22 protein-coding genes, 1 tRNA gene and 1 pseudogene are annotated in these 21,256 nt (G+C 61.5%); 15 read left to right on the top strand and 9 right to left on the bottom strand.

The annotated features are described in order from the left end of the window. Nucleotides 1-66: 66 nt before the first annotated feature. Nucleotides 67-1,107, bottom strand: a complete 1,041-nt coding sequence (locus tag X735_RS153770) for an ABC transporter substrate-binding protein (protein WP_023810802.1) — start codon at nucleotides 1,105-1,107, stop codon at nucleotides 67-69. 239 nt (nucleotides 1,108-1,346) lie between these two features. Between X735_RS153770 and X735_RS153775 the strand changes: the two genes are divergently transcribed. After that, nucleotides 1,347-2,048 (top strand): GntR family transcriptional regulator, encoded by a 702-nt coding sequence (locus X735_RS153775; protein WP_023810800.1) that lies wholly within the window; start codon nucleotides 1,347-1,349, stop codon nucleotides 2,046-2,048. Nucleotides 2,049-2,112: 64 nt separating this feature from the next. On the opposite strand, the gene X735_RS153780 is transcribed toward X735_RS153775, so the two are convergent. Further along, a complete protein-coding gene (locus tag X735_RS153780) occupies nucleotides 2,113-2,877 on the bottom strand; it encodes an SDR family NAD(P)-dependent oxidoreductase (protein ID WP_245273198.1) in 765 nt (254 codons plus the stop codon). 164 nt (nucleotides 2,878-3,041) lie between these two features. On the opposite strand from X735_RS153780, the gene X735_RS153785 reads away from it, so the two are divergent. From X735_RS153785 to X735_RS1000000170255, 4 genes are all read left to right on the top strand, one after another. Further along, nucleotides 3,042-3,209, top strand: coding sequence for an ATP-dependent Clp protease adaptor ClpS (locus X735_RS153785; protein ID WP_196815318.1), 168 nt, complete (start codon nucleotides 3,042-3,044; stop codon nucleotides 3,207-3,209). A gap of 192 nt (nucleotides 3,210-3,401) precedes the next feature. After that, a complete protein-coding gene (locus X735_RS18145; RefSeq protein WP_050592680.1) occupies nucleotides 3,402-3,878 on the top strand; it encodes a hypothetical protein in 477 nt (158 codons plus the stop codon). Continuing rightward, nucleotides 3,878-4,792, top strand: coding sequence for a hypothetical protein (locus tag X735_RS153790; RefSeq protein ID WP_023810796.1), 915 nt, complete (start codon nucleotides 3,878-3,880; stop codon nucleotides 4,790-4,792). The genes X735_RS18145 and X735_RS153790 overlap by 1 nt, the downstream gene beginning before the upstream one ends. Nucleotides 4,793-4,870: 78 nt before the next feature. Next, entirely contained in the window at nucleotides 4,871-4,999 is a 129-nt protein-coding gene (locus X735_RS1000000170255) for a hypothetical protein (protein WP_023810795.1), read from the top strand. Between the two features lie 13 nt (nucleotides 5,000-5,012). On the opposite strand, the gene X735_RS153795 is transcribed toward X735_RS1000000170255, so the two are convergent. Further along, a complete protein-coding gene (locus X735_RS153795) occupies nucleotides 5,013-5,246 on the bottom strand; it encodes a hypothetical protein (protein WP_155930575.1) in 234 nt (77 codons plus the stop codon). Nucleotides 5,247-5,311: 65 nt separating this feature from the next. On the opposite strand from X735_RS153795, the gene X735_RS1000000168730 reads away from it, so the two are divergent. Next, complete coding sequence (locus X735_RS1000000168730; RefSeq protein ID WP_155930574.1) at nucleotides 5,312-6,193, top strand: hypothetical protein; 882 nt, start codon at nucleotides 5,312-5,314, stop codon at nucleotides 6,191-6,193. Between the two features lie 581 nt (nucleotides 6,194-6,774). On the opposite strand, the gene X735_RS153810 is transcribed toward X735_RS1000000168730, so the two are convergent. Then, nucleotides 6,775-6,851 (bottom strand) — tRNA-Arg (locus tag X735_RS153810). 276 nt (nucleotides 6,852-7,127) lie between these two features. Continuing rightward, a complete protein-coding gene (locus tag X735_RS153815) occupies nucleotides 7,128-8,633 on the bottom strand; it encodes a HAMP domain-containing sensor histidine kinase (protein WP_023810791.1) in 1,506 nt (501 codons plus the stop codon). 278 nt (nucleotides 8,634-8,911) lie between these two features. Here X735_RS153815 and rpmH point away from each other — a divergent pair, with 278 nt between their 5' ends. From rpmH to X735_RS153830, 4 genes are all read left to right on the top strand, one after another. Next, nucleotides 8,912-9,046, top strand: a complete 135-nt coding sequence (rpmH, locus tag X735_RS1000000167425; RefSeq protein WP_008833937.1) for a 50S ribosomal protein L34 — start codon at nucleotides 8,912-8,914, stop codon at nucleotides 9,044-9,046. 16 nt (nucleotides 9,047-9,062) lie between these two features. After that, entirely contained in the window at nucleotides 9,063-9,416 is a 354-nt protein-coding gene (gene rnpA / locus X735_RS153820) for a ribonuclease P protein component (protein ID WP_013528505.1), read from the top strand. Between the two features lie 14 nt (nucleotides 9,417-9,430). Beyond that, nucleotides 9,431-11,242, top strand: coding sequence for a membrane protein insertase YidC (gene yidC / locus X735_RS153825; protein WP_023810790.1), 1,812 nt, complete (start codon nucleotides 9,431-9,433; stop codon nucleotides 11,240-11,242). A 176-nt stretch (nucleotides 11,243-11,418) separates the two neighbouring features. After that, nucleotides 11,419-11,979: a fasciclin domain-containing protein gene (locus X735_RS153830; RefSeq protein ID WP_023810789.1), complete on the top strand. Its 561-nt coding sequence runs from the start codon at nucleotides 11,419-11,421 to the stop codon at nucleotides 11,977-11,979. Between the two features lie 183 nt (nucleotides 11,980-12,162). On the opposite strand, the gene X735_RS153835 is transcribed toward X735_RS153830, so the two are convergent. The 3 genes and pseudogenes from X735_RS153835 to X735_RS1000000169765 form a co-directional block, all read right to left on the bottom strand. Further along, nucleotides 12,163-13,704, bottom strand: a complete 1,542-nt coding sequence (locus X735_RS153835; protein ID WP_023810788.1) for a DHA2 family efflux MFS transporter permease subunit — start codon at nucleotides 13,702-13,704, stop codon at nucleotides 12,163-12,165. After that, complete coding sequence (locus X735_RS153840; protein ID WP_023810787.1) at nucleotides 13,701-14,993, bottom strand: HlyD family secretion protein; 1,293 nt, start codon at nucleotides 14,991-14,993, stop codon at nucleotides 13,701-13,703. The genes X735_RS153835 and X735_RS153840 overlap by 4 nt, the downstream gene beginning before the upstream one ends. Before the next feature lie 258 nt (nucleotides 14,994-15,251). Continuing rightward, nucleotides 15,252-15,449, bottom strand: a pseudogene (locus tag X735_RS1000000169765) (MarR family winged helix-turn-helix transcriptional regulator); the annotation flags it as partial. Between the two features lie 179 nt (nucleotides 15,450-15,628). On the opposite strand from X735_RS1000000169765, the gene X735_RS153845 reads away from it, so the two are divergent. The 3 genes from X735_RS153845 (at nucleotide 15,629) to yihA (ending at nucleotide 17,362) form a co-directional block, all read left to right on the top strand. Further along, nucleotides 15,629-15,943: a hypothetical protein gene (locus X735_RS153845; RefSeq protein WP_023810786.1), complete on the top strand. Its 315-nt coding sequence runs from the start codon at nucleotides 15,629-15,631 to the stop codon at nucleotides 15,941-15,943. A 124-nt stretch (nucleotides 15,944-16,067) separates the two neighbouring features. Then, on the top strand, nucleotides 16,068-16,706 hold the full coding sequence (locus X735_RS153850; RefSeq protein WP_023810785.1) for a CatB-related O-acetyltransferase: 639 nt from the start codon (nucleotides 16,068-16,070) through the stop codon (nucleotides 16,704-16,706). Then, the gene (yihA, locus tag X735_RS153855; protein WP_032909086.1) at nucleotides 16,703-17,362 is read left to right on the top strand and encodes a ribosome biogenesis GTP-binding protein YihA/YsxC; all 660 of its coding nucleotides are present in this window, start codon (nucleotides 16,703-16,705) and stop codon (nucleotides 17,360-17,362) included. Before X735_RS153850 ends, yihA begins: the two co-directional genes overlap by 4 nt. Before the next feature lie 152 nt (nucleotides 17,363-17,514). Here yihA and X735_RS153860 read toward each other — a convergent pair whose 3' ends face one another. Next, complete coding sequence (locus X735_RS153860; protein WP_023810783.1) at nucleotides 17,515-18,249, bottom strand: TetR/AcrR family transcriptional regulator; 735 nt, start codon at nucleotides 18,247-18,249, stop codon at nucleotides 17,515-17,517. 132 nt (nucleotides 18,250-18,381) lie between these two features. Here X735_RS153860 and X735_RS153865 point away from each other — a divergent pair, with 132 nt between their 5' ends. Together X735_RS153865 and X735_RS153870 are read left to right on the top strand one after the other, a co-directional pair. Then, entirely contained in the window at nucleotides 18,382-19,581 is a 1,200-nt protein-coding gene (locus tag X735_RS153865; protein ID WP_023810782.1) for an HlyD family secretion protein, read from the top strand. 22 nt (nucleotides 19,582-19,603) lie between these two features. After that, nucleotides 19,604-21,199, top strand: coding sequence for a DHA2 family efflux MFS transporter permease subunit (locus X735_RS153870; protein ID WP_023810781.1), 1,596 nt, complete (start codon nucleotides 19,604-19,606; stop codon nucleotides 21,197-21,199). Nucleotides 21,200-21,256 lie beyond the last annotated feature (57 nt).

Here is a 21,256-nt window from a genome sequence, read left to right as displayed (position 1 = left end):
CAGGGGCTGAGGCGGCGAAAGCAGGGCGAGGCGTCGCCCTGCCGTGGTTTGGATTGCGGCCGCAGCCTATTGCTGGATCAGATTGTTGAACTTTTCCGTCGCCTCGACCAAATTGTCGCGCCAGAATTTTGCATCCTGCAACACCTGCTTCTTGACGTTTTCGGGCGCCGAATTGATATCCTTGATCCTGTCCTGCGGGATCTTGCCGGTCTCGAAAGCCTTCTCATTGACCGGGCCATTATCGACATAGAGCGGCAGATTGGCCTGCAATTGCGGGCTGACGAACATCGCCAGCGCCTTCATCGCGGCTTCCTTGTTCTTGGAGCCCTTGGGGATGACCATGCAGTCGGCGGTCAGCACGCCCTGGTCGAAGGAGAAGCTGACCGGCGCGCCTTCCTTCTTTAAGGTGCCGGCACGGCCGTTCCAGATGCTCGCCATGTCGACTTCGCCGTCCTTCACCAGCTGCATGGCCTGCGCGCCGGAGGTCCACCAGGCGTCGATATGGCCACGGATCTTGTCGACGGACTTCAACGCGCCGTCGATATCGACCGGATAGACCTTGTCGATCGGAATGCCCTCGGCCAGTGCCGCGACGCTCAGCGTTTCCGTCGCCTGGCTGCCGCTCAGCGCACGCCGTCCCGGAAACTTTTCCACGTTCCAGAAATCGGCCCATGTCTTCGGGCCTTTGTCGCCGAAAACATCGGTTCGGTAGATCAGTACGACCGACGTGTAGGAAATGCCGACCCAGTCGTCATGGACAAGCTTCGGGTTGATGCCGCTCTTGTCGATGATGCCGTAGTCGAGTTTTTCGAACAGCCCTTCCTTCGAGCCGCGCGCGCATTCGTCGGCGCCAAGTTCCGTGATGTCCCATTTCACCGCATTGCCGGTCACCTGCAGCCGCACGTCGTCGAGGCCGTTGGTGGTGTCTTCCTTGATGGTGATGCCGAGCGCATCGGCGGTCGGCTTGAAGAACGCCTTGGTCTGCGCGTCCTGGTAGGTGCCGCCCCATGAGGCGACGGTGATGGTGTCGCCCGCCATGGCGGGGGCTGCGAGCGAGGCCATGAGGCCTGCCATCGCAACGATACTAACGCTTCTGGTCCTGTTCATTTTTTCGGCTCTCCAACCGGTGTTCCCATTGTTTTTGATTTGGCATGCTATTTTGTATACAATTTTGAGTGTAGCCTAGCGATCGATGTTGTCAACACCGCCGGCTCGATCGAATTCACGGGTTTCGAGCCGGACAAGGTGGCGAGGAACGGCGTCGCCGGGGGCGTGGCAAATTATGCCGACTGCGGCTACAGCTATGCGTGTTCCGGCTGAAAGGCCGGAGAAGTGGGAAGGGAAGCTTGGCCAAGGAAACCAAAAATACGTTGCGCGACTCGGTTTATTCCGCGCTCAAGGCGATGATCGTGACCGGCCAGATTCCGCCGGGCTCGCGCGTCACCGAAAACGACATCGCCGCGAAGCTGACTGTCAGCCGAACCCCCGTGCGCGAGGCTTTCAACCGTCTCGAGCGTGACGGGCTGGTCACCGGCCGGCCGCGCCAGGGCTATGTCGTCACCGAGTTCGACATCAACATGTTCCGCGAAGCCTTCGAGATCCGCGAGCTGCTCGACGGCCATGCGACGGAACTTGCGGCAACGGCCGCGACGGAACAGGACAAGGCGCGGCTGCGCGCCATGCTGGCCGAATGCGAGCGCTTGGCCGCCATTCCGGAACGAACCAATCGGGAAAAATTCCAGGAACTGGAGGTCGGCATCGACCTGCACCGCGTCATCGCCGAAATCAGCGGCAATGTGATGCTGCACGGCATGCTGTGCGGCATCCTCGACAAGTGCCAGCACTATGTCTGGACCGAACTGCTGTGGCTGGACGAATGGAAGATCGCCCGCGACGAGCACGCCGAAATCGTCGACGCCATCTGCGCCGGCGACGCTGCCAGAGCCGGCACGCTGGCGCGCGCCCATGTGCGCGGATCGCGCGACAATGTGCTGCGCCTGCTGCAGGCCAAGTCCGACTATCGGAATTTTTTGGCAAAGGCGTCGTGAGGGGCGAGGAGCTTGGGCCAGGCGTGCCCGCCGAATACCCCTGACGACAAGCGCCTTTGAGCCTTCAGCCCTTGCGCTCCTGAAGGCTGTTGCCGCCGTCGACCACCAGCAGGGCGCCATTGACATAGCTGGCACCTTCCGAGGCCAGGAACACCACCGCTGCGGCCACCTCATCCGGCCGTCCGGCCCGCGCCGGCGGCGTGTGCAGGGCGGCTTGCCGCTCCATCTCGCTCGACGATCCCGTTTCGATCCAGCCGGGGGCCACGGCATTGGCCGTGATGCCGCTTTTCGCCACTTCGAGCGCCAGGGTGCGGGTCAGGCCGGCCATGCCGGCCTTGGCGGCGGAATAGGCTGATGTGCCTTCGAAGGACACCAGCGGCCCGGTGACCGACGCCACATTGACGATGCGCCCGTAGCCCGCTTCGACCATCGCCGGCAGAAACGCTTTCGTGACGAGGAATGCGGTCTTCAGGCTGACGTCGATCCCCTGATCCCAGTCAGCCTCGGTCATGGCGAGAAACGCCTTGTCGACCGAGGGCGATGCCAGCGAGCCCATGCCGGCATTGTTGACCAGGATATCGACGGCACCGACATCAGCACGCAGCCGCGCGACATCGGCCGCAATGGTGAGATCGGCGACCACGGCTTTGGCATCGATGCCTTCGGCGCACAACTCGGCGGCGCGATCGAGCACACGCCCGCTGGCGCCCGTGAGGAAAACGGCATGGCCGGCAAGGCCGAGTTGCCGGGCAATGGCAAAGCCGATGCCGTCGGCCGCACCGGCCCCGGTGATCAAAGCGCGTTTGATGCGGCTAGAGGGAATGGTCAAGTCAGGCTCCGCTGGTTTCCGCCTGTGCAGCCTCCTCGTCGAGGTGTGCAACCAAGGCGTCGAGTTGTTAACAATTCATGCAACGTGGCGCAGATATTGTTGATCTGCAGCAGCATTAGAAGTGAGCCGTTCCATTGCGCAATATCCCCGCGGAGGCGATTAATTTGCAGCTTGTCATTCACAATGACGACCAGACGCTGTGGGAGTTCGTCGTCGATCTCGTTCGCTCGGTCTTCGACCGATCGGAGGCGGAGGCCGAGGCCTACGCCGCGACAGTGACGCAGCAGGGAAAGGCCGTGTGTGGCAGCTACGCTCAGCCGGAATTAGGGTAAATCCTTTCGGGTTTACTTTCTCTCAATTTCCGGCTGTATCTTTGTACAAGGGAAATTAGTGGGGCAGCGGTAGTTCATGGACGTTGTGGAGACGGCACAGTGATCCCAGCATGGAATCTTGTGGGATTGCTTCCGCCAATACGTCCAGGCGAAGAGGGTCACGGAAGTGATCGGTCGCCCTACGCCGCCACGATGTTAGATGTAATCGGCCGTTTCGGAACAAATGAAGACCGATTGGCCATATTGGCTGGCCTTCTGAACTACCGCCAAAATCTGTATGATCTGGACGTCATAGAGGGTTTTCAGTGGCTAGACGGCAGCTTCACGGAGGATGTCGAGAGCCTAATGGGACGTTCTCCGAATGACATAGATGTGGTAACATTTTTCAAGTTGCCCGCCGGGCAAACGCAGGAGAGCATGTGGCCACAGTTGCATCATCTGTTCGACATTGAGCACACGAAGCAGGCTTTCCGCGTAGATGGTTATCCAATGATCCTCGCGGAAGCGTTGGAGGACAGGCACGTCCACGAAATCGCTTACTGGTACAGTATGTGGGGACACACGCGCGATCGGAACTGGAAGGGTTTTCTTCGAGTTGATTTGGATCCTGGTGCAGATTTGAACGCACGCAACCTTCTCGAAGCCGTGCAATTTGTGGAGCCAGAGTAGTGAGACGCAGGAGTCACGCGCTCGCATCAGAAGTCGCGGAACTGGAGGCCGTGCTTTCACGAATTCCAGAAACCAGCGTTATTGAGCGCTTCGGCTTCGAGCAGCGGCTCAAAACTGCTCGTGCGGCTCTTGGCCAAGCCCAAGACACAATCGAACCAGAGAGAACCCAGCTGACATTTCGAGGGCTTCCGGTCAAAGGTAGCCAAGGGATTTATGCCGAGTTCGGCAGCAAGGCAGCTGTTGCATTCACAGCAGCATTCACCGCCATACTGGCTGGAATGAAAGATCGTCTGAACTACATGGGCCCAATTCCAGACAAGGCTCGAAATCAGCTATTGATTACTGGGACCGCTGTCGGCTCTTTCGGGTTCGAATTTCAACTTCCTAGCCTGAACCCAGATTTCTTTTCTGAATCTGGAGGCGCTGAAGAGGCATTGGAACGGCTACTCGGGCTTTTGGAAGTATCTGCTGAAGGCACGGACGACGATGTCGCCGAGCTAGTTGCGGAAGTACATCCTCGCGCTGTCCGAAAGGTTGCATCATTCCTAGAATATCTTTCTCGAAACCAGGCATGGTGCGGACTCGAATTCAAGCAGAATGTGTTCAAATACCGCAATGTTGAGCAGTTAAGACGTTCTCGCGACCGCCTAAGTGAAGGTAATATCCGGGAGACTCATGAGGAGTTCGTTGGCGAACTGCAAGGCGTTCTGCCCAAAGGACGCACTTTTGAGTTCAGCGTCAGTGGCGCCGATCAAATTCTGAGAGGAAAAGTAGGGATAGGCATAGAAGACCCTGACATACTAAACCGGGAGTGGCTTCATAAGCCTGTAAGGGTCAGCCTGAATGTAGTTCAAGTTGGGAAAAGTCGCCCAAGTTACATACTGGCAGATCTTGAGAGAATTAGCCGAGTTTAATTGCGACCGTGGTGATGACGGCGAGCTGTTCCCGCCTTCGGGCCGACCGACCAGCAGACTGAAGATCGGGCGATCCGCATGGCCAAGGCCTTGGCATCAACGCATGTCGGCGTGATTGCATGGAGCCGCGATGCCGACCCGGCGTTAGGCGACTATGGCTCGCCGACAGTGCTTCTCAACAGCGGTGGTGTCCCCGACATGGAATAGGGGCAGTCGGATTCTAGCTTGCCTTTGCCTTACTCCGGCTGATGACGACGACCTGGTCGAATGCCGCCTGCAGCTTGTTCTCCGAACACACGTCATCCGACGTGAACCATGCTGCCCAAGCGTCATAGACCGACTGTAGCAGCGGCACATCTTTCGCCGCCACATGCTTGTAGAGTTGAGATCCATATGCCAGCGCACAGAGCTCAGCGTCGGGAGCCTCTTGCCGAACACGCAGGATGAGCCACATGGTTTGTTCCATCACTGCGGCACGGCGCTGTTTGGTTTCTTCAAGCCGAAGGACGGACGGAGCGAATGCCTCGACAAGATCATGTGGAGGCATTGGACAACCAAAACGGTGATCGCACCCTTTTGATGAACGTCGGCACGCAAGACCGATCGCCCATCGATGTCCTGAACCAGCCCTATACCGCTCAAGGCCTCATCGAACCGGGTAAACACGAACGCCGCTGCCTGATAGTCGAAGGACATGTTGGCTGCCCTCGCCGAGAAGGCATTGTCGACATCACAAGAGGTGGCACAGACATCCTCTGGCCGCTGCCAAATGAGCCATTCCCTCAAGGAAGTCGTGTCGCCATCAATTGGGTGAAAAACTTGACCCGCCCGCAAGCCAGGCTTGACGTCGAATGTTTAATTATGTTAGACCATGTCTGCCCATGTCGCTCGACACGGGCAGACACTCAACCCGGTGAGGCTTCGCCTGGAAAGCCAGCCTCACCAACATTGGAGATCAACATGTTAACACCGAAGGCGCAGATGCGCAAAGCACGCAGAGCATCGAAGTCGATTGTCGGAGGGGATGCCCTTCTGGAGTTTCTGCAACGTGAAGATGTCCTTGAACTTCTCAAGGAAGGCATTGTCGAGGAAGTACCACCTGTATCCAAGATCAGCGACTTGCTGATGGAGGAGCTGGGCGAAGAAGTCGATCTCAAAGCGCTCCCCGTCCGACAGTACATCGGGTACGTGGTTAAAGCCGTGCTCGCCGATGACGGATACCGCGTTATGGAAACGGGGGTCCGCATCGAGGGAGATCAGATTTTCCGTTCTGGCTCGACCTATGAGGCCGTCGAACACGAGACTAGCGACGGCGATCTGCTTACCCGCTTCATCGCCACGCTCGATCGAGATGAACTGGAACGCGCACGCGAGCTGGTCGAGGAGGCACTCGGCGATTAGTTGGTAAATGGAGGCAAGGTGCGGCGACCCTGCCTCTTATTGATTTTCGGGTGAAGATTTCTCGCCGTGAGATGTGCACCTGAGGGAGACGTTGAACCCTTGGCCATCCTGATGCGACCATGCAGCACCGACTTTCGTCCAGAAGGCTCGATCTCCCTCCCCTTCCACTACGCAGACACCGTGCGAGGGGTGGTTCTTCGCGGGTGCGGTCTCCTTCTTTGCCATTTCGGCCTCCTGTGTCGACCGCCCCATTTCGGCCATTCTGGAAGCCGGGAACGGAAGGATTCAGGAGGGTCCAGCTGGCTCCGGAGGACGCTTGCGCTTGGCCATAGGCGGGGCCTTCAACCGACGTAGAGGAAGGCAACAGAACGGCGCGGGAGCGGGTGAATCAGGAGGCTATGGCATGGATGAGACGACTCCCTCCGCGCGCGCCGATCCATCGCCGGGGGAGTACGGGCGAAAAGGCGAGAAAAATCAGACGAACTTGGTCTGCACTTGGTCCAGGGGGAAAAAAGCGATGAACGCCTTCCGAACCCTGGCCCCGGTCGGTCAAATTTTTCCAGTATTTTCAAGGGTTTGAATGGCGCGCCCGAAGAGATTCGAACTCCTGACCCCCAGATTCGTAGTCTGGTGCTCTATCCAGCTGAGCTACGGGCGCGCAACAAGCCATGCTTTCCATGACCCCGCGATCCGATCGTGAACGACCGGCCGCGACGAGACGTGTTCCCTAGCGACTGAATTTCCGAAAAGCAAGTCGATCCGGCAAAAGTTTTGTCACAAGTGCCTTGGCCGGCGATGACGGCCCGGATTCTTGCGTTCGAAACGGCCGTGAAGCCAAGCTCCGAACTCATCTTTCAAGGGAAGGGTGCCGATCTTGAAAGGAGGAGCACCGGGGCTGGAGGCAAGAGCACCGGGCGACACTGCGCCCGAACCGTCACGCAGGGCGGCGCAGGCCGTTGCTGCGGGCCTGGTCGAGCCGGACCGGCTGGTCGGGGATGGTGACGGCAAATGTGGTGCGTCCGCCAATGCTCTCGACCAGTTCCACCGTGCCGCCATGCGCGCGGATCAGTTCATGCGCGATCGCCAGGCCAAGGCCGGTGCCGCCGCTGCGCGCCGAGCCGCGGAACGCCGCGAACAGGTTCTCCCGCGCTTTGGCTGGCAGGCCGGGTCCGGTGTCGCTGACGGCGATGCGGCTGACGCTGCCCAGACGCACGGCCGACACCGCCAGGCGGCGCACCAGGGCGTTTTCGCTGTCGGCCGCCATCGCCTGCACGGAATTCCGGCACAGATTGGTGAGCACCCTGAACAACTGGTCGGAATCGGCATCGACCTCGAAGGCCGGCTCGACCGAATTGACGAACTCGATGCCTTGCTCGATGTCGAGCAAGCCTTGCACGTCCTCGACCAGCTGCCGCAGCCGGAGCCGGCGCCGCGCGGGCGGCGGCTCCTGCGTGCGGCCGTAGTGAAGCACGCCTTCGGAATAAGACACGGCGCGGTCGAGTGCGCGCAGCAGTTTCGGCGCGAAGGCCTGCACGGTCGGATCCTTGACCTGGCGCAGGCGGTCCGACATCAGCTGCGCCGAGGCCAGGATGTTGCGCATGTCATGGTTGATCTTGGAGACCGCGAGGCCGAGGTCGGCAAGATGCTTCTGCTCGGAGAGCATTTTTTGCAGCCGCTCCTGCATCTGCGACAGTTCGCGCTCGGCAACGCCGATCTCGTCGGCGCGGGCAGCCGGATGGATGATCCGTCCGGGATCGTCGGGCGCTTCGGAGAAGGACAGCATCGAGCGCGTCATGGTCCGGATCGGTCCGATCATGATCAGGTCGATCGCGGCATAAACCAGCATGGCGGTGAACAGCGAGATCAGCAGCGAGACGAAGGCGACGTTGCGCGAATAGCGCAGCATCGCATTGCGCAGGCTGTTGTCGGGCATGATCAGCTCGAACTCCTTGTCGGACTCGCCGACCGGGCCGAAGACGCGCAGCATCCGGTCGCCGCCGAAAAACAGCGTGTCGAGCGCGCCGGTCATGCCCTTGATCATGCCGATCGAAGCGATATCGATGTGTTCGTCGACCTTCGGCGGCATTTCGGCCACCACCAGCAGCCGCGAGACGCCGCCGTCGCGCACCGCGATCGCCTTGGCGCCGATCGCCATTAGCACGTCGTTCTGGGCCGTGCGCGACAGCGAGGTGGATTCACCTTGCACCAGCACGATCGACACCGCCGCCGCCGTGCTCAGCCGCTCCTTCAGCCAGTTCAGCCGGTAGCTGGCGATCCAGGGCAGGAAGATCAGCACTTCGGCCAACAGCACGAAGACGATGGTCAGCAGCAGCAGCTTGGTCGACAGGCCGCGCGACAGCGGAACCGTGCGCACAGTGGCTGGCGCCTCGGTGGCCCCCGCCGTGCCGATCCCTTCCTGTGCCTGTATGGTTTCGCTCATGCGGCTAATGTCTTCACGATCACTTGATCAACGCAGATTAGGCGATTACGGCTTTTTTGCCAATTTCATCCTTGGTCGCAAACATAAACCGGCCTGAACGGAGCCGGATTGCGCCCGACGACTCCGGATTGACTTCCAAAAGCCTTCTTTCTATAAGCCCGCACACGCTCGGGCCATTCGTCCCGGCGCGGTTTCGATCGCGCCAAAGCCGGCCCGGCAAAGCTCCTGTTACACAGTGACAGAATCAAGAAGGGCCGCACCCCGCGGTATTAAAACAAATGAAGCGTACCTACCAACCGTCTAAACTCGTCCGCAAACGTCGGCACGGCTTCCGTGCCCGCATGGCCACCAAGGGTGGTCGCGGCGTCGTCGCAGCTCGCCGCAACCGCGGTCGCAAGCGGCTCAGCGCCTGAACGGAAGACGAGATCGTTGCCCGCATCCGGCAAGCCAGTGGGACCAAATCCCAAGCGGCTTCTGAAGCGCGCGGAATTCCTGGCTGTCCGTCGTGGTGAAAAGCGACGCGGGCGGCTTTTTCTCGTTGAAGTCCTCGACCGCGGCGACGGCCTGTCGCCGCGCGTCGGCTACACCGTCACCAAGAAGGTCGGCAATGCGGTTGTCCGCAACCGTGTCCGGCGGCGGCTGCGAGAAGCCGTCCGCACGCATGCTGCAAGTGACATGGCGCCTGGCAATGACTATGTCATCGTCGGGCGCGAAGACGTGCTTACCACTCCGTTCGGCCAGTTGAAGGCCGAACTCTCCCGCCGACTGCGCGGAACACGATAGGCCAAGGGCTTTCGATGGAAAACAACCGGAACTTCTTCATCACCATCGCGCTGTCGGTGCTGATCCTGGCGGTATGGCAATATTTTTACGTGTTGCCGCGCAGCGAAGCGCAGCGCGAGGCAGCCCGCGTCGAACAGCAGCGCGTCGAGGAGCAGAAGAAGGCCGCCGGCACAAATCCCGGTACCGACACCGGAACGCCCGTCGCCCCTGGCGCCATTCCCAACGCACCGGGAACAGACGCCGTGACGCCGGCCGGCCGCGAACAGGCACTCGCCACGACCACCCGCGCCAGGATCGACACGCCGAGCCTCGAGGGTTCGATCAACCTGACCGGCGCCCGTCTCGACGACCTCAAGCTCAAGCACTACACTGAGACGGTCGACAAGAACTCGCCCGAGATCAGCCTGCTCAACCCGGCAGCACTCCCCAATGGCTACTATGCCGAGATCGGCTTCGTCGGCAACGACAAGACCGGCGCGGTGCCCGGTCCCGAGACTGTGTGGGCCGTCGACGGCAATGCGACGCTGACGCCGACGACCCCGGTCACGCTGACCTATTCGAACGACAAGGGCCTGACCTTTAAGCGCACCTTTTCCGTCGACACCAACTACATGTTCACGGTGTCCGACACGGTGCAGAATACGGGCACGGCCGCCGTCTCGCTGTCCAATTACGGCCGTGTCACCCGCTTCGACAAGCCGCTCGTTGCCAGCACCTATGTGCTGCATGAGGGCCTGATCGGCTTCACCGGCACCGAAGGCCTGCAGGAGCACAAATACGCGTCCATCGAGAAGGACAAGCAGTTCACGCCGGGCAAGTCGACCGACGGGTGGCTCGGCATCACCGACAAATACTGGGCGGTGACGCTGGTGCCGACGGAGAAGCAGCCGTTCCAGCCGCGCTACGCCTATTTCGAGGACGGCCGCCATCGCTACCAGTCCGACTTCCTCACCGACCCGATCACCGTCGATGCCGGCCAGTCGGCGACGGTGGAGAGCGAAATCTTCGCCGGCGCCAAGGAAGTCGGCAAGATCAACGCCTATGCGGAAGACCGTCATATCAAGCGGTTCGATCTCCTGATCGACTGGGGCTGGTTCCACTTCATCACCAAGCCGATGTTCTGGCTGATCGACACGCTCTACAAATTCTTCGGCAATTTCGGCCTGGCCATCCTCGCCACCACCGTCATCGTCAAGGCCATCTTCTATCCGCTCGCCAACAAGTCCTACGCGTCGATGGCGAACATGAAGAAGGTGCAGCCGAAAATGCTCGAGATCCGCGAGAAATACGCGGACGATAAGATGAAGCAGCAGCAGGCGATGATGGAGCTGTACAAGACCGAGAAGATCAACCCGCTTGCCGGCTGCTGGCCGGTGGCGCTGCAGATCCCGGTCTTCTTCTCGCTCTACAAGGTGCTCTACATCACCATCGAGATGCGGCACGCGCCGTTCTTCGGCTGGATCCAGGATCTGGCCGCACCCGACCCGACGTCGCTGTTCAACCTGTTCGGCCTGATCCCGGTCACCCTGCCGCACATGCTGATGATCGGCGTCTGGCCGCTGATCATGGGCGTCACCATGTTCCTGCAGATGCGCATGAACCCGACGCCGCCGGACCCGACGCAGGCGGCGATCTTCACCTGGATGCCTGTCATCTTCACCTTCATGATGGCGGGTTTCCCGGCCGGCCTGGTCATCTACTGGGCCTGGAACAACACGCTGTCGATCCTCCAGCAGGGCATCATCATGAAGCGCCAGGGCGCCAAGATCGAGCTGTGGGACAATCTGGTCGCGCTGTTCCGAAAGAAACCATCGCCGGCCGAATAGAAGCGCAGCGCTTTCTCCAGCCTCAAAGCCCCGCTCGCGCGGGGCTTTTTCCGTTTAAGCAACTCCGGGATCACGTTCCCGTGATCGGCGAAACTTGCGCCTCGCCGGGGGCGTGACTGCCTGTGCGTTTCCAAAGGCTATCAATTCCGATCAGCCCTCACCCGGAGGAAGACCACATGCGCTTGCCGTCATTCAGGACCATCGCCTTTTCCGCGCTCATCGCCGGCGTGGCGATTGCCGCGCCCGCCTATGCCAAAAACCCGAATGTCGGCGGCGCGCCGATGTACACCACCAAGAACATCGTCGAGAACGCCGTCAATTCGAAGGATCACACGACGCTGGTCGCCGCGGTCAAGGCCGCCGGCCTGGTCGACACGCTGCAGGGCGCTGGCCCGTTCACAGTCTTTGCCCCGACCAATGCAGCGTTTGCGAAATTGCCCAAGGGCACCGTCGACACGCTGCTGAAGCCGGAGAACAAGGACAAGCTCACCAAGGTGCTGACCGCGCATGTCGTGGCCGGCAAGATTTCGGGCGCCGAAATGATGAAGAAGGCCAGGGCGATGGGCGGCAAGTACGAGATGAAAACCGTCTCCGGTGACACGCTGACCGCCGAAGTCAAGAAGGGCAAGCTCTACATCATGGATGAGTCAGGCGGCGAGGCGCGAGTGACGATCGCCGACGTCAACCAGTCGAACGGCGTCATCCATGTCGTCAACAAGGTGCTGTTGCCAAAGTAACGGCTTTCGGCAAAGGGGATCAAGGCAGGTCCGTTGGGGCTTTCTCGGCCTGCCGTCCCACCTCATGACGAGGTGCCATGTTTCTTGGGAAGTCGTATCGGCATCGGCCGGGGTCCTGTAGTCCCTCACAGGACCCCGGTTTCTTTTCGGCTGTTGCTTGTCCTGCCGGATGAGCTTCGACCGTCACTCCATCACGGCGCTGTGGTCGATCTTGGCCGGAGTCGCCGGCTTGCGCAGCAACAGAACCAGTGGAATGGCGGCAAGCGACAGGATCATCATCAGCTTGAAGTCGTTCATGTAGCTGATGATGGTCGCCTGCAGCGTCACCACGCCGTCGAGCGCGGCACGCCCGGCGGCGCTGTAAGGGTTCATCGCCTGGAAGATCGCCGGATTGCTGAACGCCTGATTGTAGGGCGTCACATAGGTGGCGATGTTGGCGTGGTTGATCTGCACGTTCTGCGTTAACAGCGCGGTGACCACCGATATGCCGACGCTGGAGCCGATGTTTCGCGACAGATTGTAAAGGCCTGTGCCTTCCGCGCGCCGCTCCGGCGCCAGCGTGGCGAAGGTGATGGTGGTCAGCGGCACGAACAGGAAGCCGAGGCCAGCGCCCTGGATGAAGCCGGTGCTGATGATCGTCCATTGCGACACATCAGGGGTCCAGCCGGTCATGTCGTACATCGCCCAGGCGGTGACCAGCAGGCCGGTCAGCAGCAGCCAGCGCGTGTCCACCTTGCCGATCAGCCTGCCGACCAGGAACATGCAAGCCATGGTCCCAAGCCCACGCGGCCCCATGACGATGCCGGCCGTCACCACCGGATAGCCCATCAGCGTCTGCAGATAAGGCGTCATCAGGGCCAGCGAGGCCAGATAGGTGATGCCGATGATGAAGATGAAGATCATGCCGACTGCGAAATTCCTGTCGAGGAACAGCCGCGGGTTCACGAAGGTGTTTTTGGCGGTGAAGGTGTGGACGAGGAAGATGTAGAAGGCCGACGCGCAGATCAGCGCCTCGACGATGATCTCGGACGACGAGAACCAGTTGAGCTGCTCGCCGCGATCAAGGAACATCTGCAGCGCGGCGATGGTTATGCTGAGCATGCCGAAGCCCAGCCAGTCCAGCCTGGCCTTGAGGTCGGTCTTGGTTTCCTGGACGAACATCGACACGCCGGCGAAAGCCAGGGCGCCGATCGGGACGTTGATGTAGAACACCCAGCGCCAGCTGACATTCTCGGTCAGCCAGCCGCCGATGACCGGCCCGAGCACCGGCCCGACCATTACCGAAACGCCGAACAGCGCCATCGCCGAGCCGCGCTCCTCGACGCTGTAGATGTCGAGCAGGATGCTCTGCGCCAGCGGCACCAGGGCCGCGCCGAACAGGCCTTGCAGCAGGCGGAAGCCGACGATCTGCGGCAGCGACTGCGCGAACCCGCACAGCACCGATGCGACGACGAAGCCGGTGATGGATATCAAAAGGATGCGCTTGCGGCCGAAACGATTGGCAAGATAGCCCGAAGGCGGCGTCATGACGGCCGCCGCGACGATGTAGGACGTCAGCACCCAGTTTATCTGGTCGGCGCTCGCCGAAACGCTGCCCTGGATATAGGGCAGCGCCACATTGGCGATGGTCGTGTCCAGCGCCTGCATGATGACGGCGAGGATCACGCAGGCGGTGATGGCGCCGCGATTGGCGACCACGCCACCTGTCGCGGACGCGCCGGTCATGACTTTTGTCCGAACCGGCCGAGGAGGTCCGTCACGAAGTCCGGCAGGCCGCGCGCATGGCCGGTATCGATGCCGACCACGACGCTCATCCCGCCACGCAACGGCGGCTTGCCCTGGAGATCGTCCAACGTCACGCGCATCGGAATGCGTTGTACGACCTTGACCCAGTTGCCGGTGGTGTTCTGCGCCGGAAGCAAGGAGAAGCTCGACGACGACGCCGGGCTGATCGAGGCGACCGTACCGTGCCAGACGGCACCCGGGTAGCTGTCGACGCTGATCGTCGCCGTCTGTCCCGGCCGCACATAGGTCAGTTCGGTTTCCTTCGGCTCCGCCGCGATCCACAGATCGGTCGCCGAAATCAGGCTGAAGGCCGGCTGCGAAGCCGGCAGGTACTTGCCGACCTGAAGCGCGTCGACATTGGTGACGATGCCGTCGAACGGCGCCTTGACGATGGAATCGGCAAGGTTGCGCTGGGCGTCGTCGACCGCCGATTGCGCCTGAAGGTAGAACGGATTCTTCTCCACCGGCTGGCTGGCGTCGCCGCCAAGCTGGGCAAGCGTCGCCTGTGCCTGCGCTTGGGCAACGGACACTTTCTGGCGGGCGGCGACGAGGTCGTGTTGGGCGCTGTCGAAGGTCGCCTTGGAGGAGGTGGAGGTCTTGAGCAGATCCTGCTGGCGCTGGAAAGCGGCCTCGTAGTAGGGGATGTCGGCCTGCGCCTGCTCGATCAGCGCCTGCGACTGCAGGTAACTCGCCTGCAGGGTCAGCACCTGGTTGCGCACCGTGCCGAGCTGCGCCTGGGCGGCGGCAAGAGCGGTTTCGAAAGAGGCCGGCCGCAGCCGGAAAAGCACCTGGTCCTTCTTCACCGCCTCGTTCTCGTGCACGTCGATCTCGGACACAGTGCCGGAGACATCGGTGGAAACGCCGAGCGACTGCGCCTGGATGTAGGCATTGTCGGTCGTCATGACCTGGCCGCCGATGACGTAGTAGTAGCCGCCGACGACCAGGGCGACCGGAAGCAGGGCAAACAGGATCGGCCGCGTCAGGCTGCGCCTGGGCTTAACCGTCGCCGGAGGCGCCACCGCAACCCCGGCCTGGCGTGGCTCCTTGGACGGAGCCTCGAGCGCCGCCGGCTCCAGGGCGACCGGTGCTTCGAGCTCGTCATTGTCGATGAGGGTGCCGGCTCGCCTTTGCTCGCGTTCGCTGTCCAGTCGGATGACCTGATCGCGCGCCCGGTCGGCGGCGGATCCATCTTCTTCGACAGGCTTCTTTGGTGAGGTTGATTCAGCCATGTGTTTTCTCCCGGTCGGCGGCAGGCTGGGCGCAAGCCGCGAGCAGATTGGATTTGATGAGGATAGGGTTTGCAGCAGATGCAGTTGCGCATCCGCGGAAAGGCCGACGAAGGCCTCGTCACGCGTCTTCTGCCCATTGCTGCGCATGATTTCGATAAGCGGATGGGCTTGCGGCTTCAGGTAAAGCAGCCATGCCAGGCGGTCGGCGGGATTGGGCCGGCGCTCGATGAAGCTGCGTGCCTCCATCCTGTCGAGCAGCCGGGCGAGCGTGATCGGCGTGATCTCGATAAGATCGGCCAGTTTGCTCTGGTGGATGCCTTCATGCAGGCAGAGATAGGCCAGCACCTGCCACTGGGCGCTGGTCAGCCCCGATGCCCGCGACCTCTGCTCGAACCGCTTTCGAAGCAGGCGCGCGACATCGTGCAGCACGAAGCTGATGTTGGGTGACGATGGCATGGGAGGCACTGGAGTTTTTCGGCGCGACTTTTAGTGAGCATGCTTATTATCATCATGCACATAATCCCGCTGGACGCGGTGCGCAAGACGGACTAAGCCCGCCTGGAAAAAATGACGCATGGGCTGCGACGCCACAAAAAGGCTCCGGTAGCAGGCTGTTGCCGCGCAGGGATGAGACGATGAAGTGGCTGAAGATATTGACCGTATCGGCCATCGCGGGATGGCCGGGCATTGCGTTCGCAAAGGACGCCGTCAGCTGCGGTGGCGCCGCCATGCTGGGTGGCGCGCAATTGAACTGCAGCCACGTCGAACCCCAGGCGCCGCCTCAGTTTTGCACCTATAGCTGGGCTCTCCACATGCCGACCGGAGACCAGAAAATCGTCGAAGGCAGCTTCATGCTGCCGCCCGGCGCGGCGAACGTCACCGTCTATCAGGGCAGCGGTTTCGACAGCGCGCTGTCCGATCCGATCGTGATCTGCCGCGGCAGCAAATGAGCAAGACCGTCAAGGAAAGCTCGCTCGTCGCCCGATTGGTGCTATAGGGCGGATCACGCTATTTTGAACGGGCGCATTCGAGTTTCGGATGCGCCTGGCGGCCATTTCTCTGACGGATTTCGACATGGACGGACCCAACCCAGACATCAAGCACCCGATCCCGATGCATACCCGCGTCGGCTTCCTCAAGGGGCTGGTGAACGCGCCGAACATCGAGGTCGGCGACTTCACCTATTATGACGACCCCGACGGTCCGGACAAATTCGCCGAAAAATGCGTCCTGCACCATTATCCGTTCATTGGCGACAAGCTGATCATCGGCAGGTTCTGCGCCATCGCCGAGGGCGCGCGCTTCATCATGAACGGCGCCAACCACGCTATGTCCGGCTTTTCGACCTATCCGTTCAATATTTTCGGCCATGGCTGGGAAAAGGGTTTTGACCCGGCGACCTGGTCTAGGGAAGTGCGCGGCGACACCATTGTCGGCAGCGACGTCTGGATCGGCATGGAGGCGGTGATCTTGCCCGGGGTGGAAATCGGCCACGGCGCCATCGTTGCCGCGAAATCGGTGGTGACACATGACGTGCCGCCCTATGCGATCGTCGCCGGCAACGCGGCCAAGGTGGTAAAGATGCGTTTCGACGACCGGACAATCAGGCGGCTGCTGGCGGTGGCGTGGTGGGACTGGCCGGTGGACAAGGTCAGCCGCAACCTCGATGCTATCCGGGGTGCCAATATTTCTCTTCTGGAGGCAGCAGCTTGAACGCTCTGAACAGCAGCACAATCGGCACCGAACTGTTTACGCGAGGATGGATCTTCATTCGCGGCGTTCCGGCCATGAAGTTCCTGCCGCCGGAAGGGCCGCCGGAAATCGCCTTTGCCGGCCGCTCGAATGTCGGCAAGTCGTCGCTGATCAACGCGCTGGTCAACCAGAAGGGGCTGGCGCGCACTTCCAACACGCCGGGGCGCACGCAGGAACTCAACTATTTCGTGCCGGACGGATTTTCGGGTGAGGGCGCCGACCTGCCGCCCTTGGCGCTGGTCGACATGCCCGGCTATGGCTACGCCACCGCGCCGAAGGAGAAAGTCGACGAGTGGACCAAGCTGGTCTTCGACTATCTCAAGGGCCGCGTCACGCTGAAGCGTGTCTATGTGCTGATCGACGCCCGCCACGGCATCAAGGCCAAGGACGATGAAGTGCTGTCGCTGCTCGACAAGGCGGCGGTGTCCTACCAGATCGTCCTGACCAAGACCGACAAGATCAAGACTGCCGGCGTGCCGCGGCTGATCGAGGAGACGCTGGCAAAGATCAAGAAGCGGCCGGCGGCGTTTCCGTTCGTGCTGGCGACGTCTTCGGAAAAAGCCGAGGGCCTTCAGGAATTGCAGGCGGCCATCGTGCTTGCCGCCAATGGCGGCTAAGCTATGTCGATATTCAGGTGATGCCGGCCTGCAAACGACGGCTTTCTGCGCTTCCGGTGCTCACGGACCCGAATGTCCGCTCCGCTCCGGTTCTCGAAAGCCACCGTTTTCGGCTCGGCCTGACCTGAATCTCAACACACCTTAGAACTGGGTTAAGGCTTGGCCTCGATAGCAATCGTCTGATGGCCTTCTTCCGCCACAAGCCTTTCGGTGCCGTATGCCCTGAGGAACATGCTGACGCCTGACCTGACGATGTGATCGATCTCGTCCTGGGTCGGGGCTTTCGTGCGGTAGGCGAAGATGCACTGGCGGAACAGACCGGCCAGGCACAGTTCGGTGAACTGATAGGCGGCAAGATCGACATCGTCGATGCGCAGCAGGTCGCGCTCGATGGCGGCATTGAGAAAGGCCGCGACCTTGTCGTGGCCACGCTTGGGACCGCGCTCGTAAAAACGCGCGCCCATGTCGGGTATCCGGTCGGATGCCCCGATCACCGTGCGCTGTGCCTGGATGACCTTGGCCGACGTGATCTTGAGGGCCAGCACCTTGCCGAACTTCACCAGCGTCTCGCGCAGGTTGTCGGCGTTGTCCAGCACGTCATACATGTTCTTGAAGATGGTGCCGCGCTCTTCCTCGATCAGCGCCTCGAACAGCTCCTCCTTGTTGGCGAAGTAGACGTAGATCGTACCCTTGGAGACACCGGCCTCGCGGGTGATGTCGTTCATCGAGGCGGCTTCGAAGCCCTTGTCGATGAAGACACGACGGGCGCCGTCGATGATCTGGCTGCGCTTGACCGGATCCTGCCCCGCGGCCGGGCGGCCACGGCGCAAGCTTTCCAACAGGTCGTCGCACGACTCGTTTTCGACATTGGGCGGGGTCTCGGCCATGAAAGTCACACCTCGAAAATAATTCGAACCAAGCGGTTCGATTGCCCTTGATATGGTCCTCTTTACGCGCTATGTCAACGGCCGGATCGAACCGAACGGTTCAGTATCATATTATAACTTTAGAGAGATGTCATGTCCTCGAACGCGCCGACCACAGCCGAAGTCCGTCCCTTCCCCAACGCCAAGGTTGCGCCGGCGACGGAAGCGCCGGATATGCCTGTCCAGCCCGTCTCGTCGCCGCCGGCAGAGGCTCCGGTCAAGAAGAAGCGCTCGGTGCGTTCTTTTCTGCTGCCGATCATCGGCGTCGCCTTGCTGAGCGCCGGCGCCTGGTACGGTTACGATTACTGGACAACGGGCCGCTTCATGATCTCGACGGATGACGCCTATGTCCAGGCGGACATGGCGTTCATCTCGCCCAAGATTTCCGGCTATGTCGATCAGGTCAAGGTCAGCGAGAACCAGCTGGTCAAGGCCGGCGATCCGCTGCTCGTCGTCGATGACGGCGATTACAAGATTGCCGTCGCCCAGGCCGAGGCGCAGATCGCCACCTTGAGCAAGACGCTCGACCGTATTGACGCCCAGACCGACGCAGCCCGCGCCTCGCTGCAGCAGGCCCAGGCGCAGAAGGTCGCCGATCAGGCCGCCGCCGACAATGCAGCCAAGGTCGCGGCGCGCGCCTCGCAGCTGCTCAAGACGCATGTCGGCACGCAGGCGCAGCTGGACGACGCCCAGACGGCGGTCCAGCAGGCCGATGCCGCCCTTGTCGGCGCCGACGCACAGATCGCCGCCGCGCAGGCCAATATCGGCGTGCTGCAGGCGCAACGCGCGGAATCGGCGAGCACGCTGGCGTCCCTGCAGCTCAGCCATGACAAGGCGCTGCGCGATCTTTCCTTCACCGTGCTCAAGGCGCCTTATGACGGCATCGTCGGCAACCGCTCTGTCGAACAGGGCGACCTTGTCAGCCCCGGCCAGAAGCTCGCCGTCATCGTGCCGATGGACAAGCTCTACATCGTCGCCAACTTCAAGGAGACGCAGCTTGCCCGGCTGGTGCCCGGCGAGAAGGTCAAGATCTCGGTCGATGCGACCGACGGCCAGGACTTCGAGGGAACCGTCTCGTCGCTGGCGCCGGCTTCGGGTGCCGTGTTCTCGCTGCTGCCGCCCGAAAACGCCACCGGCAACTTCACCAAGGTCGTGCAGCGCGTTCCGGTCCGCATCGATGTGCCCGCCGATGCGCTGAAGAGCGGCAAGCTGCGCGCCGGCCTGAGCGTCGTCGTCGCCGTCGACAGCCGTACCGCCCCATCTGGTTCGGCATCAGCGGCAGCGTCGAACTGAGCGGCCGCCGGGGAGCAATGCCATGGCAACCGCAACCCTGACAGCAGGAGCGCCGCCGGCGAGGCCGGCTGTGCCTGACACCATTTCGACGCGGCGCGTCATCGCCTTCCTGGCGATGGTGTTCGGCATGTTCATGGCCATCCTCGACATCCAGATTGTCTCCGCCTCTCTGTCGGAAATCCAGGCCGGCCTGAGCGCCAGCTCCGACGAAATCCCGTGGGTGCAGACCGCCTATCTGATCGCCGAAGTGGTGATGATCCCGCTGTCGGGCTTCCTCAGCCGGATGCTGTCGACGCGCGTGCTGTTCACGATCTCGGCGGCGGGCTTCACCGCGGCCAGTGCGCTGGCGGCGACCGCCACCAACATCGACCAGATGATTGTCTACCGCGCCGTCCAGGGCTTCATCGGCGGCGGCATGATCCCGAGCGTCTTCGCCGCTGCCTTCACCATCTTCCCGCCCTCGCGCCGCGCCTTCGTCTCGCCGATGATCGGCCTGGTGGCGACGTTGGCGCCGACCATCGGCCCGACTGTCGGCGGCTACATCAGCCATGCCATGTCCTGGCACTGGCTGTTCCTGGTCAATGTCGTGCCCGGCATCCTGGTCACAGCGGCGGCCTGGACGCTGATCGACTTCGACAAACCCAACCTCAAGCTGTTCAGCAAGTTCGACTGGTGGGGCCTCGCCGGCATGGCGGCTCTCCTGGGCTGCATGGAATATGTGCTCGAGGAGGGTCCCAACAATGACTGGATGCAGGATCAGGGCGTCTTCATCTGCGCCATTGTCATGACCATCGGCGCGGTGCTGTTCTTCTGGCGGGCGTTCACCGCCGAGGAGCCGATCGTCGACCTGAAGGCCTTCACCAACATCAACTTCGCCTTCGGCTCGCTGTTCTCCTTCGTCATAGGCATCGGCCTTTACGGCCTGACCTATCTCTACCCGGTGTATCTCGGGCGCATCCGTGGCTACGATTCGATGATGATCGGCGAGGCGCTGTTCGTCAGCGGCCTGGCCATGTTCTTCACCGCGCCGATCTCGGGCATCCTGTCGAATAAGATGGACCCGCGGCTGATGATGATGATCGGCTTCTTCGGCTTCGCCACCGGCACCTGGTGGATGACGCATCTGACCGCCGACTGGGATTTCTATGAGCTGCTCATCCCGCAAATCCTGCGCGGCTGTTCGATGATGCTGTGCATGGTGCCGATCAACAACATCGCGCTCGGCACCTTGCCGCCCGAGCGGCTGAAGAACGCTTCAGGCCTGTTCAACCTCACCCGCAACCTTGGCGGTGCGGTTGGCCTCGCCCTGATCAATACCGTGCTGATCGACCGCAATGCCTTCCACTACGCAAGGCTCTCCGAACATGTGCAATGGGGCAGTGAAGCCGCGCAGACCAAGCTGCAGAACATGACGCTCAATTTCGAGCAAACCCCCGGCCTCGACGCGACAAGTGCCGCGATCTCCAAGCTGTCTGGCATGGTCCAGCAGCAGGCGGCGCTGCTGTCCTTCATGGATGTGTTCTTCATGCTGACGGTGCTGTTTGCGACGCTTGGCATGTTCACCATGCTGATCCGCAAGCCGGCCGCGGCGGGCGGAGGTGGCGGCGGCGGCCACTGATACGTGGGCAGCTGTTTCGGGAAGCTCCTCCAGTCCACGCCTGAAAAAGCTCTGACC

The sequence above is a fragment of the Mesorhizobium sp. L2C084A000 genome (assembly GCF_000502875.1).
Lineage (GTDB): Bacteria > Pseudomonadota > Alphaproteobacteria > Rhizobiales > Rhizobiaceae > Mesorhizobium.
The sequence above is the reverse complement of the archived record's forward strand: the minus strand, read 5'-3'. Positions and strand labels throughout refer to the sequence as shown.